General features: G+C 70.4%; 12 protein-coding genes. 4 read left to right on the top strand and 8 right to left on the bottom strand.

Annotated elements, in window-relative coordinates; translation table 11 throughout:
* The first annotated feature begins 99 nt into the window (after nucleotides 1-99).
* The gene (gene metX, locus WFI52_RS04925; RefSeq protein ID WP_336625838.1) at nucleotides 100-1,302 is read left to right on the top strand and encodes a homoserine O-acetyltransferase MetX; all 1,203 of its coding nucleotides are present in this window, start codon (nucleotides 100-102) and stop codon (nucleotides 1,300-1,302) included.
* 48 nt (nucleotides 1,303-1,350) lie between these two features.
* Here the strand turns inward: metX and WFI52_RS04920 are convergent, their stop codons facing one another.
* The 4 genes from WFI52_RS04920 to WFI52_RS04905 all read right to left on the bottom strand — a co-directional run bounded on the left by WFI52_RS04920 (nucleotide 1,351) and on the right by WFI52_RS04905 (nucleotide 5,121).
* Nucleotides 1,351-2,550 carry an MFS transporter gene (locus WFI52_RS04920; RefSeq protein ID WP_442927703.1) on the bottom strand — a complete coding sequence of 400 codons (1,200 nt, stop codon included), beginning with the start codon at nucleotides 2,548-2,550 and terminating at the stop codon, nucleotides 1,351-1,353.
* A 45-nt stretch (nucleotides 2,551-2,595) separates the two neighbouring features.
* The gene (locus WFI52_RS04915; protein ID WP_336625840.1) at nucleotides 2,596-2,973 is read right to left on the bottom strand and encodes a thiamine-binding protein; all 378 of its coding nucleotides are present in this window, start codon (nucleotides 2,971-2,973) and stop codon (nucleotides 2,596-2,598) included.
* Nucleotides 2,897-4,183 carry a hypothetical protein gene (locus WFI52_RS04910; RefSeq protein WP_336625841.1) on the bottom strand — a complete coding sequence of 429 codons (1,287 nt, stop codon included), beginning with the start codon at nucleotides 4,181-4,183 and terminating at the stop codon, nucleotides 2,897-2,899. The genes WFI52_RS04915 and WFI52_RS04910 overlap by 77 nt, the downstream gene beginning before the upstream one ends.
* Nucleotides 4,184-4,245: 62 nt before the next feature.
* Nucleotides 4,246-5,121: an ADP-dependent NAD(P)H-hydrate dehydratase gene (locus WFI52_RS04905; protein WP_336625842.1), complete on the bottom strand. Its 876-nt coding sequence runs from the start codon at nucleotides 5,119-5,121 to the stop codon at nucleotides 4,246-4,248.
* Nucleotides 5,122-5,191: 70 nt separating this feature from the next.
* Here WFI52_RS04905 and WFI52_RS04900 point away from each other — a divergent pair, with 70 nt between their 5' ends.
* The gene (locus tag WFI52_RS04900; protein WP_336625843.1) at nucleotides 5,192-6,274 is read left to right on the top strand and encodes an NADH:flavin oxidoreductase/NADH oxidase; all 1,083 of its coding nucleotides are present in this window, start codon (nucleotides 5,192-5,194) and stop codon (nucleotides 6,272-6,274) included.
* A 21-nt stretch (nucleotides 6,275-6,295) separates the two neighbouring features.
* Here the strand turns inward: WFI52_RS04900 and WFI52_RS04895 are convergent, their stop codons facing one another.
* A complete protein-coding gene (locus WFI52_RS04895; protein WP_336625844.1) occupies nucleotides 6,296-7,351 on the bottom strand; it encodes a hemolysin family protein in 1,056 nt (351 codons plus the stop codon).
* Nucleotides 7,348-8,712, bottom strand: coding sequence for a hemolysin family protein (locus WFI52_RS04890; protein ID WP_336625845.1), 1,365 nt, complete (start codon nucleotides 8,710-8,712; stop codon nucleotides 7,348-7,350). The genes WFI52_RS04895 and WFI52_RS04890 overlap by 4 nt, the downstream gene beginning before the upstream one ends.
* Before the next feature lie 324 nt (nucleotides 8,713-9,036).
* Between WFI52_RS04890 and WFI52_RS04885 the strand changes: the two genes are divergently transcribed.
* Nucleotides 9,037-9,996 (top strand): hypothetical protein, encoded by a 960-nt coding sequence (locus WFI52_RS04885; protein ID WP_336625846.1) that lies wholly within the window; start codon nucleotides 9,037-9,039, stop codon nucleotides 9,994-9,996.
* A gap of 85 nt (nucleotides 9,997-10,081) precedes the next feature.
* Here WFI52_RS04885 and WFI52_RS04880 read toward each other — a convergent pair whose 3' ends face one another.
* Nucleotides 10,082-11,539 (bottom strand): GuaB1 family IMP dehydrogenase-related protein, encoded by a 1,458-nt coding sequence (locus WFI52_RS04880; protein ID WP_336625847.1) that lies wholly within the window; start codon nucleotides 11,537-11,539, stop codon nucleotides 10,082-10,084.
* 110 nt (nucleotides 11,540-11,649) lie between these two features.
* On the opposite strand from WFI52_RS04880, the gene WFI52_RS04875 reads away from it, so the two are divergent.
* Nucleotides 11,650-15,381 (top strand): multifunctional oxoglutarate decarboxylase/oxoglutarate dehydrogenase thiamine pyrophosphate-binding subunit/dihydrolipoyllysine-residue succinyltransferase subunit, encoded by a 3,732-nt coding sequence (locus WFI52_RS04875; protein ID WP_336625848.1) that lies wholly within the window; start codon nucleotides 11,650-11,652, stop codon nucleotides 15,379-15,381.
* Here the strand turns inward: WFI52_RS04875 and WFI52_RS04870 are convergent.
* Nucleotides 15,371-15,721 carry a response regulator transcription factor gene (locus WFI52_RS04870; RefSeq protein WP_336625849.1) on the bottom strand — a complete coding sequence of 117 codons (351 nt, stop codon included), beginning with the start codon at nucleotides 15,719-15,721 and terminating at the stop codon, nucleotides 15,371-15,373. The genes WFI52_RS04875 and WFI52_RS04870 overlap by 11 nt on opposite strands.
* Nucleotides 15,722-15,724 lie beyond the last annotated feature (3 nt).

Raw genomic sequence — 15,724 nt, 5'->3', positions numbered from 1 at the left:
GCCGAGACTGCTCTCGGCTGCGGAGTTCATGCGTTTCTGCGGAGTTCGTGCCGCGTAACACGCCGTCGGCGGGAGCGCGGACGGGCGAGAATGGATGCCATGGACTGGCAGGCGTCGGAAGACACGGTGCCGTCGGGCCCGATCTCCGAGGCCGACGCACGGCTCTTGCGCGCCCGCCCGCCCGCGAGCGGCGCATGGCGCGACGGCGACCCGGCCGGCGGTCGCCGGTTCGCGCTGCTGGGCGCTTTCCGCACCGAGAACGGCGAGAGCCTGCCGTTCGCGCGGCTCGCCTACGAGACGTGGGGCGAGCTGAACAGCGATGCGTCCAACGCCGTCCTGATCCTGCATGCCTTGACGGGCGACAGCCACATCCGCGGCGACGCGGGGCCGGGGCATCCCACCGCCGGCTGGTGGCAGGACATCGTCGGCCCGGGCTGCGCGATCGACACCGACCGCTGGTTCGTCGTCGCACCGAACATGCTCGGCGGATGCCAGGGCTCCACCGGTGCCGCCTCGATCGGGCCCGACGGCCGCGAGTGGGGACCGCGCTTTCCGTATCTCACGATCCGCGACCAGGTCGCCGCCCAGGCCGCCCTCGCGGACGCGCTGGGCGTCGATCGCTGGGCGGCCGTCATCGGCGGATCCATGGGCGGCATGCACGCTCTCGAGTGGGCCGTGGGCCTCCCCGACCGCGTCGAACGGCTCGCGGTGCTCGCCGCTCCCCCGACGACGACGGCAGACCAGGTCGCGCTGAACTCGGCGCAGCTGGAAGCGATCCGCATGGACCCGCGCTTCGCGGGCGGCGAGTACTACGACGCCGCCGACGGCGAAGGCCCGCACCGGGGTCTCGCGCTCGCCCGCCGCATGGCGCTGCTGAACTACCGCAGCCCCGTCGAGCTCAACCTGCGCTTCCAACGGTCCTGGCAGTCGGAAGTGAGCCCGCTCGGTGGTGGCGGACGATTCGCGGTCGAAAGCTACCTCGACTTCCACGGCAACAAGTTCACTCGCCGCTTCGACGCGAACAGCTACCTCACGCTCGTCGAGGCGATGAACTCGCACGACGTGGGCCGGGATCGCGGCGGCGTGGAGGATGCCCTGGCGCGCGTCACTGCGCGGACCCTCGTCCTCGGCATCGACAGCGACCGCCTGTTCCCCGTCGATGGGCAGGAGCGGATCTTCCGCGGCATCCGGACGACGATCGACGAGGCGACCGTCGTCCTCCAGAGCGACTTCGGCCACGACGGATTCCTCATCGAGACGGATGCCGTCGGCATCCACCTGCGCCGGCTTCTCGCGAGCTGAGTACCAGGCTCGCGTGGCAGGACGCGCGCCGCCGAAAGCAGCGCGCGCCTACGAAAGAACGAGCGCGTGCGCAGCTTTCTGCCGCGCGAGCGCCTCTGCGCGGAAGCTCGCCATCGCGATGACGAGGCCCGCCGCCGCGAGGATCGCGCCGACCCAGACGGGGGCGACGAAGCCGAGACCCGCGGCGATCACGGCACCGCCGAGGGCGGCTCCCGTCGCGTTGCCGATGTTGAGCGCGGAGTGGTTCAGCGCCGCCGCGATCGACTGGTTGTCGCCCGCGACATCCATGAGCCGCGTCTGGATCGAGGGGCTGAGGGCCGATGAGACGACCCCGACCCCGAAGACGAAGACGACGAGAGTGACGATCCAGCCGCACGTGAGAGCGAGGAGGACCTGCACGAGGGCGAGACCCCCCAAACCCCACAGCAGCGTACGTCGGAGGTCGCGGTCGGCGAGCCGTCCGCCGAGGAGATTGCCGATCGTCATCCCGATTCCCATCACGACGAGGACGATCGGCACGACCCATGCGGGGCTTCCCGCGACCTCGGTCACGATCGAGGCGATGTAGCTGTACGCGGCGAAGAAGCCGCCGAACCCGATCGCCCCGATGCCGAGCGTCAGCCACACCTGCGGGATGCGGAAGACTCCGAGCTCGGCGCGGAGCGTGCGCCCGGGGTCCCCCGCGTGCGCGGGGACGAAGAGCGCGATGAGAACGGCCGCGAGAGCGAAGATCGCCGCGACGATCATGAAAGCGACGCGCCATCCGAACTGCTGGCCGAGGCCCGTCCCCACCGGGACCCCCACGACGTTGGCGAGGGTGAGGCCCGTCAGAACGAACGCCACGCCCTGCGCACGCTTGCCCGGGCCGAGGACGTCGGCCGCGACGAGCGCACCGATGCCGAAGTACGCGCCGTGCGGGAGGCCCGCGAGGAAGCGCGAGACGGCGACCAGCTCGAACGTCGGCATGACGAAGGTCAGCGCGTTGAACGCGGTCAGCGCGGCAGCGAGGATCAGCATCACGCGGTGGCGCGGATACTTGGCGACGGATGCCGCGATCGTCGGCGCTCCGACGACGACACCGAGGGCGTATAGCGTGATGAGCCAGCCCGTACGGGCGATCGCGTCGGCACTGTCCGAAGCCCAGGCATCCGGCAGCAGGTCCGCGGAGATCTGCGGCAGCAGACCCATCACGACGAACTCGGTCATGCCGATGCCGAAGGAACCGATGGCGAGGGAGAGGAGCGCCATCGTCGCCGCCCTCTTCGAGCGGGTCGAGGAGGTCACCCGGTCATGCTACCGGCTGCCCGCGGCAGCGAGGGCGCCGGGCTCCGCGTCGCCGCGCTCGGTGAGCGCCTGCTCGAGCCGCTCGATCTTGCCGTCGAGTTCACCCGTGCGACCGGGGCGGATGTCCGCCTTGAGTACAAGCGAGACGCGCGACCCGAAGGGCAGGACGGCCTCGGTAGCCGCCTTCACGACGGCGAAGACCTCGTCCCACTCCCCTTCGATCTCGGTGAACATCGACGTCGTGCGGTGCGGCAGGCCCGAGGCGCGGACAACGGCGACGGCCGCTGCGACGGCGTCGTGGACCGAGCCGTCAGCGGCCGGCCTCGGCGATCCGCTCGGTGAACCGCTCGGCGATCCGCTCGGCGCGACGGAGAAGGCGATCAGCATGGGGTCCTCCCGGACGTGTCGGAGTGGGGGCGATCGCCACGCGTACGAGACGCGCAACGATCCAGACGAACAGGGCGATCAGGACGAGGTTCCGCAGCGTCAGCACGATGACGGCGAGGGGCGCGGGAGTGAGGATGCCGGCATAGAGCACGGGATAGACGAGCTGGGTGAGCGCGGCGGCGAGAAGCGCGAGCACCGCCGGCGCGACCCACGCCGCGCGCCGCACGACGAGCCCTGCGACGAGCGACGGCACGAGCCACACGAGATACTGCGGCGATCCGACCTTGTTCGTGACGATGAAGCCGAGCACGAGCGCGGTCGACAGCGTCGGGAAGAGCGTCACGAAGCGCACCCCGCGGACGGCGGCGACCGCGCCGAGGCCCGCGATGAGAAGCATCGCGACGACCAGCACGGGCGTCATCGCGGCGATCACCGGGTCGATCTCGGTGCCGGTCACCTGGAAGGTGAGCAGGTCGAACGAGTAGTAGACGGAGAAACCCGGGATGCCGAGGAGGGCTCCCCAGAGGTACGGCGTCGCGATCGGAGCCTCCACTTGCAGTCCCCGCGTCGCCTGCTCGGTGACGAAGCCGAACGCGTGCGCGCCGCCTCCCGCGACGACGACCGCGACGATCGTGAGCGCGCTGATCACGAGGGCGCCGCCGATGAGCGCCGCGCGCCGGCGCACCGCGACCACGGCCGCGGCGAGTACGGCGGCCGGCCACACCTTGATCCACGTCGCCGCCGCGAGCAGCAGGGCAGCGGCCCACGGTCGCCCGACGAGCCACAGGCAGGCGAGGACCACGATCGGCACGGTGAAGCCGTCGAGGCGGTACAGCCCGACCGGGCCGACGAGCAGGACGAAGGCGAGCCAGAACCCCGCGGCGACAACGCGGCCCGTAGAGCGACCGCGCCCGACGAGCACGGCGAAGGCAACGGCATCCATGAGCGTCACGAGCAGCGCCCAGCCGATCGTGTATCCGGCAATCCAGGCGAACGCGTGCGCGAGCACCATCGGCACGAGGGCGAGCTGCGGGTAGACCCAGGCCTCGGCGATGCCGACGATGCCGCGCCCCTCGAGCGCCTGCGTGGACCACGGCTCGTACACCCGATAGACATCGCCCATCGGCTCGTTCGGCAGCGCGAAGCCGAGCCAAGCGACGAACGCGTGGACGAGCACGAAGAGGGTCCACAGCACCGCTCGCCTTGACACGCTCTCCATCCTAGGGAGGCGCGCAGCGGCCACCCGGGGCGGCAACGCGCGGGCCGCGGTGGTCAGCCGCCGAGCAGCGCGCCGATCGTCGCCGGCACCGCGTCGGCGACGTCGAGGGCCGTGATGGGGCCGCCGGCTCGCGCCGCGGAGGCGGCACGCGCCGCATGCCCGTGGACGAGCGCGGCGGTCGCTGCGAGCGGGCCGAGATCCTCGGCATCCAGCGGCCGCTCGGCGGACGCGGCTGCCACGAGCGCGCCGAGGATGCCGCCGAGCACATCGCCCGTGCCGGCCACGGCCAACCACGACGTCGGCGCGTCGACCGTACGGACCGCGCCCGCGGGGGTGGCGACGATCGTGCGCGCCCCCTTCAGCAGCACCGTCACGCCGAGCGCTGCCGCCGTTTCGACCGCAGCGCTCGCGCGGTCGGACGCGCCGCCCCGAAGTCCCCCACCGTGAAATTCGCGGTTCTGGCCGAGCCCCGCGATTTCGCGCAGTCGCGCGTGCTCGCTCGCGTGCGGGGTGACGACGACGGGCGCCGCTGCGTCGCGTCCGGGAACGAGGTCGAGCGCCCCGGCGTCGACGACGATCGGCGCCTCCCCACCGAAGAGGGCCCGCAGGGCCTCGGTCTCGGTGACAGTGCGGGCGGCGGCATCCGTCCCCGAGCCGACGAGCCACGCCTGAACTCGTCCCGCGCCCGTCACTGTTTCGGGCCGGCGCGCCAGGACGAGATCCTCCGCCCGCGCGGGGCCGATGTAGCGCACCATTCCGGCACCGGTGCGGTGCGCCGCCTCGACCCCGAGCACCGCAGCGCCGGGGTAGCGGTCGGAGCCCGTCCGCACGCCGACGACGCCGCGGGAATACTTGTCGTCGGAGGCGGTTGGTCTTCTCAGGTGCGCCGCCGCATCGGCGGTCGTCCACGCGTGGGTCTCCGGCGTCATGGGCGCCACCCTACCCGCGGGCGACAGAGAGCGCCGCACTCCCCACCCCGACACCCCTGAGGACGTCCGCATGAGCCTGCTGTTCACCCCGATCGACCTCGACGGCCGTACGATCCGCAATCGGCTGTGGGTCGCGCCGATGTGCCAGCATTCCGCACAGGACGGCATGCCGAACGACTGGCATCACGTCCACCTCGCGCAGTTCGCCTCCGGCGGCGCGGGCGTCGTCATCGCCGAGGCGACCGCGGTGACGCCCGAGGGGCGCATCTCGCCCGAGGATGTGGGCCTCTGGAACGACGCGCAGCGGGATGCCTGGGCTCCCATCGCCGCGGCCATCCGCGCGCGCGGCGCGCTCCCCGGCATCCAGCTCGCCCACGCGGGTCGCAAGGCGTCGACGTGGTCGCCGTTCGCCGGTCACCGCGGCTCCGTTCCCGAGGCGGACGGGGGCTGGCAGACCGTCGCCCCTTCGGCAATCGCCTTCGACGGCTTCGCGGAGCCGGTCGCACTCGATCTCGCGGGTATCGACGCCGTGGTCGACGCATTCGCGGCCGCGGCGGTGCGCGCCGTCGCAGCCGGGTTCGAGATGCTCGAGCTCCACGCCGCCCACGGCTACCTGCTGCACCAGTTCCTCTCGCCCCTGTCGAACCTTCGCGCCGACGAATACGGCGGCTCGCTCGAGAACCGCGCCCGCCTCCTGCTGCGCGTCGTCGACGTCGTCCGCGCCGCGGCGCCCGGTGCCCTCGTGACAGTGCGCTTCTCGGCGACCGATTGGGCCGAGGGCGGATGGAACGAGGAGCAGACCGCGGCGGTCGCGCGCTGGGCCGCCGAGCGCGGTGCCGCGTTCTTCGACGTGTCAAGCGGTGGCCTCGTCGCCCACCAGAAGATCGTCACGGGCCCCGGCTACCAGGTGCCGCAGGCCACCGCAGTGCGACGGGATGCCGAGGTCACGGTCGGCGCCGTCGGCGAGATCACCTCGGGCCCGCAGGCTGAGGCCATCCTCGCGGCGGGTGACGCGGACGTGATCCTCGCAGGCCGTGAGTGGCTGCGCGACCCGCACTTCGGCCTTCGCGCCTCGGTCGAGCTCGGTGAGGGATCCGCCGTCACCTCCACCCTCTGGCCCGTGCAGTACCAGCGCGCGCTCCCCCGCCGCTGATCAGCAGCGGCGGGCCGCGCGTCAGAAGCCGCGGCGCGTCGCGTCGTGCACCTCGCCGACGAGCTCCTCGATGATGTCCTCGAGGAACAGCACGCCGGTCACGGCACCCGTCTCGTCGCGCACCTGCGCGAGGTGTCGGCTCGAGCGCCGCATGAGGGCGAGGGCGTCCTCGAGGTCGGTCGACTCGGCCACCGGCACCATGTGGTGGATGCGCTTGGGCTGGATCGGCTCGGCGAGGTTCGCCTCGGCATCCGGTCCCTCGGCCGCGCGCAGCACGTCCTTCAGGTGCACATAGCCGAGGGGTGCGCCCGCACCATCCACGACGACGTAACGCGAGAAGCCGTGCTTCGCGACGGCGCGCTCGATCTCGTCGGGCGTCGTGCGCTCCGGGAGAGTGACGAGCTCGCCGAGCGGGACGGCGACATCCCGCGCCTTCTTGTCGGTGAACTCCACGGCCGCCGTCACGGCACCCGAGGCGTCGTCGAGAACGCCTTCCATGCGCGACTGCGCGACGATCGTCGCGACCTCGTCGAGCGTGAACGTGGATGCCGCCTCGTTCCTCGGTTCGACGCGGAAGAGCCGCACGACGTGGTTGGCGATCCAGTTGAGCGCCGCGATGATCGGGTAGAACAGCTTCGAGCACCACACGAGCGGCGTCGCGAGCAGCAGCACCGCGCGGTCGGGCAGCGAGAACGCGAGGTTCTTCGGCACCATCTCGCCGAAGACGACGTGCAGGTACGACACGACCACGAGCGCGATCGCGAACGCGACGCCGCCGATGACCGCTTCGCTCCACCCCGTAAGACCCAGCGGGCCTTCCAAGAGATGGTGGATGGCGGGCTCGGAGACGTTCAGGATCAGAAGCGAACAGATCGTGATGCCGAGCTGGCACGTCGCGAGCATGAGCGTCGCGTGCTCCATGGCGTACAGCGCCGTCTTCGCGGTCTTGGAACCCCGCTCGGCGAGCGGCTCGATCTGGGAGCGGCGCGCGGAGATGACGGCGAACTCCGCGCCGACGAAGAACGCGTTGAACGCGAGCAGCACGATCAGCCATGCGATTCCGGCCCAGTCGTTCATCGCCGCTCACCCCCCTTCGCGGTCGAGCGCCCGTCGGCATCGGCGCGCGCGGCGGCATCCAATCCGTCGGGCAGAGGGCGCGGGGTGAACTTCACGCGGTCGACGCGGCGACCGTCCATGCGCGCCACTTCGAGCGTGCCGTCCTCGATCTCGGCGGTGTCGCCGACGACGGGGATCCGCTCGAGCGTCGACATGAGGAATCCCCCGACAGTGTCGTAGACGTCCCCTTCGGGCACGCGGATCCCGGTGCGGTCGAGCACCTCGTCGGGGCGGAGCTCACCCGGGAACACGACAGCGTCCGCGAGACGAACGATTCCGGCGCGGGAGCGGTCGTGCTCGTCGAGCACCTCGCCGACGATCTCCTCGACGAGGTCTTCGAGCGTGACGACGCCGGCCGTGCCGCCGTACTCGTCGACGACGATCGCCATCTGATACCCCTTCGCGCGCAGCTCCGCCATGACGGCATCCAGGTGCACCGCTTCGGGCACCCGCAGGGGCTCCTCGGCGATCGCAGCGGCGGGGACGTCTCCGCGGCGGTCCCGCGGCACGCTCACCGCCTGCTTGAGATGTGCGATGCCCGTGATGTCGTCCATCGACTCGTCGTAGACCGGGAACCGGCTGTGCCCCGTGCGGCGCGCGAGCTGGATGACGTCCTCCACGCTGTCGCCGGCGGCGACCGCGTGGATCGACGGGCGCGGCGTCATGACGTCGGCCGTCGTGAGTCGGGCGAAGGTCAGGGTGCGGTTGAGGAGCGATGCGGTGTCCTGTTCGAGGACGCCCGCGCTCGCGGAGCGTCGGACGAGGCTCGAGAGTTCCTCCGCCGTTCGAGCGCCGGACAGCTCCTCCTTGGGCTCGATCCCCATGCCGCGGAGGATGCCGTTGGCGCTGCCGTTCAAGACCGCGATCGCCGGGCGGAACACCGTCGTGAAGCCGACCTGGAAGGGCATCACGAGCTTTGCGGTCTGCCGCGGGATCGCGAGCGCGAAGTTCTTCGGCACGAGTTCGCCGAGAATCATCGAGAACATCGTCGCGATGGAGATCGCGACGACCGTCGAGATCGCGCGACCCGCGGCATCCGGCATCCCCCACGCGGTGAACAGGGGGCTCATCAGGTTCGAGAGCGCCGGCTCCATCGTGTAACCGGTGAGAAGCGTGGTCAGCGTGATGCCGAGCTGCGCGCTGGAGAGGTGGGTCGAGGTGATTCTCAGGGCGGAGATCGTCAGCGACAGCCGCGACTCGCCCGCCGCCTGGCGAGCTTCGAGATCGGCCCGGTCGAGGTTCACGAGCGCGAACTCGCTCGCGACGAACAAACCGGTCCCGATGGTGAGCAGGAGCCCCACGCCCAACATGACGTAATCCATCACACGTCACCCCCGATCACGGTCGAGGAGGGTCGGTGGGGCGATCGTCTGCAACTAGGAGGGTCGTCCATTGTGCGATCGATTGTACGGCACGAGCTCGCGGCGTGGGCTGGGAGCGCGGTCGCTCGGCCGACGCCACACCCCGCGATCTTCTCGCGCGCACGAAAGCTGTGCACGCGTGTGAAAGATGTGCAGCGCGCGCAGTTTGGGACAGCGCAGCCGCGATCGCCCGTCGACTCATCCACAGCGTGAGAGAACGCGAGTCTGTCCACAGATCCGCGAGAAGCCCGCCGGGCGCGCCGCTTCGCGCCGCACAGTGTGCGCATGACTCCTACGCCCGATATCCGCATCGTGCGGCGTCGCGATCTGATGGACGCGCCTGACTACCGCCGGCTCCGCGCGCACGTGCGCGCGGGAGCATGGTGCCGTGTCGCGCCCGGCGCCTACGCGCGCGGAGCGGAGTGGGCGAGCCTCACGCCGCGGCAACAGCACCGAGTTCGCGTCGAGGAGGTCGTGGCGAGACTGGATGCCGCGGTCGTCGTTTCGCACTTCTCCGCCGCGGCCGTGTGGGGGATAGATGTCCTGGGCGCATGGCCGACGCTCGTGGACCTGACGACACCCCGCGCCTCGGGCGGACGTTCCGGCGGCGCGATCCGCCGCCGCGCATTGGGTCTCGACGGTGTGGCGACAGTCGGTTTCGGAGCGCACGAGGTGACCACGCCGGCGCAGACCGCTCTCGACCTGGCGCGCTGCCTGCCCTTCGTTCCGGCCGTGACGGCCATCGACCGCGCGATCTCCACACGCCGGCTCTCGGGCGCCTTGACGGACCGGAGCGAGATCCTCGCGCTCATGGATGCGAACGGTCCGCGCCGGGGCGATGCCCGCGCGAGGCGCGCGCTCGCGGCATCCGACGCTCTCTCCGACAACGTGCGCGAAACGCAGCTGCGCCTTCTCGTCATCGCCCTCGGCTTTCCGCTGCCCCGCCTGCAGGAGAGGCGGGTCCTGCGCAGCGGGCGCCTCGTGTTCGGCGATCTCTACTTTCCCGAGGAGGATCACTGGCTCGAGCTCGACGGCCGCGGAAAGTACCGCAGCCCGGAGTTCGGTCCGGATCGGGATGCGGCCGAAATCGCGATCGACGAGAAGAACCGCGAGAACGAGATCCGTCGCGAGGTGCGCGGATTCTCTCGTCTCGAGCCGGCGGATCTGGACCACCCGCGCCGCGTGTACGACATCCTCACGGCCGACGGCCTGCGCGCCACACGCCCGCGGCCGCCGCACAGCTGACACGAGCCGCGCACGAATTCGGCACGCGCGCACGAAAGAAGGGCAGCGGGTGCAGCTTTCGGTAGCGCAAGCTGCCCCGCGCGGGCTACCAGCTGACCGGGAGCGCCTTGCCCTCCTCATAGCCCGCGGCGGACTGGAGGCCGACGGTCGCACGCTCGTGGAACTCGGCGACGGTGGAGGCCCCGGCATAGGTGAACGAGGACCGCACCCCCGACGTGATCATGTCGACGAGGTCCTCGACGGACGGCCGCAGCGGGTCGAGGTAGATCTTCGACGAGGAGATGCCCTCGGCGAACAGCTCCTTGCGCGCGCGCTCGTACGGATCGAGGCGGCCGAACCGGCCGTGTACGGCCTTCGTCGAGGCCATGCCCCACGACTCCTTGTAGACACGCCCATCGGCGTCGACCTGCAGCTGCCCGGGCGCTTCGATGGTGCCTGCGAACCAGGATCCGATCATGACGGATGCCGCGCCGGCGGCGAGCGCGAGCGCGACGTCGCGGGGGTAGCGCACCCCGCCGTCGGCCCAGACATGCGCGCCGAGTTCGGCGGCCGCCTGCGCCGTCTCGAGGACGGCGGAGAACTGCGGGCGTCCGACGGCCGTCATCATGCGCGTCGTGCACATCGCGCCGGGCCCGACGCCGACCTTGAGGATGGAAGCGCCCGCCGCGACGAGATCGCGTGCCCCCTCGCCCGTGACGATGTTGCCGGCGGCGATCGGGATGTCGAGACCGAGGCTCGCCACCGTCTGCAGCGCCCGCAGCATGCGCTCCTGGTGGCCGTGCGCGGTGTCGACGACGAGCACGTCGACACCGGCCGCCGCGAGGGCACGGGCCTTCGCGGCGACGTCACCGTTGATGCCGACGGCGGCGGCGACGATCAGGCGCCCGTTCGCATCGACGGCCGGGCGGTAGAGGGTCGAACGCAACGCCGTGCGTTGAGAGAGGGTGCCGACGAGATAGCCGTGCTGCAGGACGCACACCGTCTCGGCCTCCGCCGCGACAATGAGGTCGAACGCGTGCCGCGCGCTCTCGACGTCGTCCGCGTCGATCGAGGGCGTCCGCCCGCGCGCGAGGTCGCCGAGCTGCGCGTCGGGGAGGGCAGTGCCCAGGCGCGCGGCGGGCACGACACCGAGGATGTCGTCGACGTGCACGCGCTCACCGGCACCCTGCACGACGACGATGCCGTGGCCTTCCGTGGCGGGGACGAGCGCGGCGGCCTCGGCCACCGTCGCCGACGCGGGGAGGACAAGCGGCGTGTCCCACGGCACGGGCTGCTCTTTGACCCAGCGGATCGCGGCATCGATGTCCTGCAACGGCATGTCCTGCGGCAGCACGCCGAGCCCGCCACGACGTGCGAGTGCGGCCGCGAGGCGCGGCCCGGTCACCGAGTTCATGTTGGATGCCACGAGCGGAATCGTCGCAGTGGAGCCGTCGCCCGGCGAGAGGTCGACGTCGAGACGGCTCGTGATCGCCGACCGGCGCGGCACGAGGAAGACGTCGGAGTAGGTCAGATCGACCGTGGGTTGGGCGCCGGAGAAGTGCATGCCTCTACGGTACCCACTCATATGCATGGGATACCCTTGACAGAAGTGTGCACGCGGCCCGTCAGCGGTCGGCACCAACTGATCTTCATCGACGAAAGCAGGCGCTAACCGTGTCCAGTCAGGCGACCGGCGTGGGAACTTCGAACGACGGCGATTTCGGAGCCAATGAATGGCTCGTCGCCGAGATGTACGACCAGTTCGTCAAGGATCGCGCATCCGTCGACGAGTCGTGGTGGCCTGTGCTCGAGGCCTACGAGAAGACGCAGCAGGATGCCGCGACCGCCGCGCCCGCGGCATCCGCCCCCGCAGCGCCGGCGGCACCTACGACCTCCCGCCCCGCAGCGTCGCCGGCGGCGTCGGCGGAGCCCCGGCCCGTGACGGCACCCGTCCCGGTCGTCGGCGCCCAGCCCGTCGCCCGCACGACGACGCGCCCGGCGGCTCCCCAGCCGGTGCCCGCCGAGGCTCCCAAGACTCAGCCCGGCACCCTGCCCGAGGCGCGTGAGGACGTCGTCACGCCGCTGCGCGGAATGCCGAAGACTCTCGCGGCGAACATGGACGAATCGCTCTCGGTGCCCACCGCGACGAGTGTGCGCACGGTGCCCGCGAAGCTCATGATCGACAACCGGATCGTGATCAACAACCACATGTCGCGCACCCGTGGCGGCAAGGTCAGCTTCACGCACCTCATCGGATGGGCGCTGATCCAGGCGCTCAAGGCCTTCCCCAGCCAGAACGTCTCCTACGCCGAGGTCGACGGCAAGCCGTCGGTCGTCGCTCCCGCGCACATCAACCTCGGCATCGCGATCGACCTTCCGAAGCCCGACGGCACGCGCGCTCTCATGGTCCCCTCGATCAAGCAGGCCGAGTCGCTGACGTTCAACGAGTACCTCGCTTCGTACGAGGACCTCGTCAAGCGCGCCCGCGGCAACAAGCTGACCGCCGCCGACTTCCAGGGCACCACCGTGTCGCTCACGAACCCGGGCGGCATCGGCACCGTGCACTCGGTGCCGCGGCTCATGAAGGGCCAGGGCTGCATCGTCGGCGCTGGAGCCCTCGAGTACCCCGCCGAGTTCCAGGGCTCGAGCGAGAAGACGCTCGTCGAACTCGGCATCGGCAAGACCATCACGCTCACCTCCACGTACGACCACCGCGTCATTCAGGGTGCCGGTTCCGGCGAGTTCCTCAAGATCGTGCACGAGCTGCTCATCGGCCAGCGCGGTTTCTACGAGGGCATCTTCGCAGCGCTGCGCATCCCGTACGCGCCGATCCACTGGTCGAACGACATCAACGTCGACCTCGCCGAGCGCGTCGACAAGCAGGCGCGCGTGCAGGAGCTCATCAACTCCTATCGCGTGCGCGGCCACCTCATGGCCGACATCGACCCCCTCGAGTACGTGCAGCGCACGCACCCCGACCTCGAGATCGAAAGCCACGGTCTCACCTTCTGGGACCTCGATCGCGAATTCGTGACAGGCGGCTTCGGCGGCAAGCGCACGATGAAGCTGCGCGACATCCTCGGTGTCCTCCGCGACTCCTACTGCCGGACGATCGGCGTCGAGTACATGCACATCCAGGACCCGGCCCAGCGCAAGTGGTTCCAGGAGAACGTCGAGGTCAAGTACCAGAAGCCGAGCCACGACGAGCAGCTCCGCGTGCTCGACAAGCTCAACCAGGCCGAGGCGTTCGAGACGTTCCTGCAGACCAAGTACGTCGGCCAGAAGCGCTTCTCGCTGGAAGGCGGCGAGTCCCTCATCCCGCTCCTCGATGAGATCCTGCAGGGCGCGGCGAGCTCCTCGCTCGACGGTGCGGCGATCGGCATGGCCCACCGCGGTCGGCTCAACGTCCTCACGAACATCGCCGGAAAGACCTACAGCCAGATCTTCCGCGAGTTCGAGGGATCCGTCGCGATCGGCTCGAAGTCGGGCTCGGGCGACGTCAAGTACCACCTCGGCACGGAGGGGACCTTCGTCTCGGATGCCGGGGAGGAGCTGCCCGTCTACCTCGCAGCGAATCCGTCGCACCTCGAGACCGTCGACGGCGTGCTCGAGGGCATCGTGCGCGCCAAGCAGGACCGGAAGCCCATCGGGTCGTTCTCGTGGCTGCCGATCCTCGTCCACGGCGACGCGGCTTTCGCAGGTCAGGGCGTCGTCGTGGAGACCCTGCAGATGTCGCAGCTGCGCGGCTACCGCACGGGCGGCACCGTTCACGTCGTCGTGAACAACCAGGTGGGCTTCACGACGCTCCCGCAGGACGGGCGCACCTCGGTCTACGCGACCGACGTGGCGAAGACCATCCAGGCTCCGATCCTGCACGTCAACGGCGACGACCCGGAAGCCGTCGTCCGGGTCGCAGAACTCGCCGTCGCCTACCGCCAGGAGTGGAAGCGCGACGTCGTGATCGATCTCGTCTGCTATCGCCGTCGCGGTCACAATGAAGGCGACGACCCGTCGATGACGCAGCCCCTCATGACGAACCTCATCGAGGCGAAGCGCTCCGTGCGGCGCCTCTACACCGAGGCGCTCGTCGGCCGCGGCGACATCACCGAGGAGGAGTACGAGAACGCGAAGGCGGACTTCCAGAACCGCCTCGAGATCGCGTTCGCCGAGACGCACGCCGCGGAGACCGGCGCGACCGGCATCGTCTCCCCCGCCTCCGCCGAGATCGACCAGGCGGTCGGCGAGCCGGAGACCACCGGCGTGGCCGTCGCGGTCGTGAATCAGGTGGGCGACGCCTTCGTGAACAAGCCCGAGGGCTTCACGGTGCATCAGAAGCTCCAGCAGCTGCTCGACAAGCGCCTCGACATGAGTCGCAACGGCAGCGTCGACTGGGCGTTCGGCGAGCTGCTCGCGTTCGGCTCGCTCCTCATGGAGGGCACGAATGTGCGCCTCGCCGGTCAGGACGCGCGCCGCGGCACGTTCGTGCAGCGCCACGCCGTGTTCCACGACCGCGCCAACGGCCAGGAATGGCTGCCCCTCGCGAACCTCGGCGACAATCAGGGTCGCTTCTACGTGTACGACTCGCTTCTCAGCGAGTACGCGGCGATGGCCTTCGAGTACGGTTACTCCGTCGAGCGGCCCGACACCCTCACCCTGTGGGAGGCGCAGTTCGGCGACTTCGCGAACGGCGCGCAGTCCGTCATCGACGAGTACATCTCGGCGGCGGATCAGAAGTGGGGCCAGCAGTCGTCGGTCGTTCTGCTGCTGCCGCACGGCTACGAGGGCCAGGGGCCGGACCACTCCTCCGCGCGTATCGAGCGCTACCTGCAGCTGTGCGCACAGGAGAACATGACGGTCGCGCGGCCGTCGACGCCGGCATCCTACTTCCACCTCCTGCGGCGCCAGGCCTACGCCCGCCCGCGTCGGCCGCTCGTCGTGTTCACGCCGAAGGCGATGCTGCGCCTGCGCGGCGCGACGAGCCCCGTCGAGGACTTCACGACGGGTCGCTTCGAGCCGGTGCTCGACGACGCGCGCGCGATCGACAAGAGCGTCGTGAAGCGCGTACTGCTCCACTCGGGCAAGATCCACTGGGACCTCGTCGCCGAGCTCGAGAAGAATCCGAACCCCGAGATCGCCCTCGTGCGTGTCGAGCAGCTCTACCCGGCGCCGATCGACGAGCTCAACCGCGTGATCGACAGCTACCCGAACGCGGAGCTGGTGTGGGTTCAGGACGAGCCGGAGAACCAGGGCGCGTGGCCGTTCATCGCGCTCGAAGTCGTCAAGCACCTGCACGGGCGGACGATCCGCCGCGTGTCGCGTGCGGCTGCGGCGTCGACCGCGACGGGTTCTCCCAAGGTGCACGCCCGCGAGCAGGCGGCGATCCTCGGGAAGGCGCTCACGCTCTGACGAGCTCCTGCGGGTCGAACGGCTTGTTCAGATAGTCGTCCGCCCCCTCCTCGAGGGCAGCCGAACGCTCACCGGACTCGCCGACGCGGGTGAGCAGGATCGTGGGGGTGCCGTCGCCCGATGCGCGGAGCCTGCGCACGAGTTCGCGGCCGTCCATCACCGGCATCATCACATCGCTCACGACGATATCGGGCTGCCAGCGCGCGATGAGATCCCAGGCCTGCTGGCCGTCGGGGGCGACGCGGACCTCAAAGCCGCTCCGGGCGAGGAACGGTGCGAGCCCGTCAGTGATGGAGCTCTCGTCGTCGACCAGGAGCAGGCGCGGCGTCGCAGCGGTCATGAA

Origin of the sequence: Microbacterium sp. MMO-20, from assembly GCF_037147735.1 — a bacterium.
In the GTDB taxonomy this organism is placed as follows: domain Bacteria; phylum Actinomycetota; class Actinomycetes; order Actinomycetales; family Microbacteriaceae; genus Microbacterium.
This window is presented reverse-complemented; position numbering and strand designations above follow the sequence as displayed.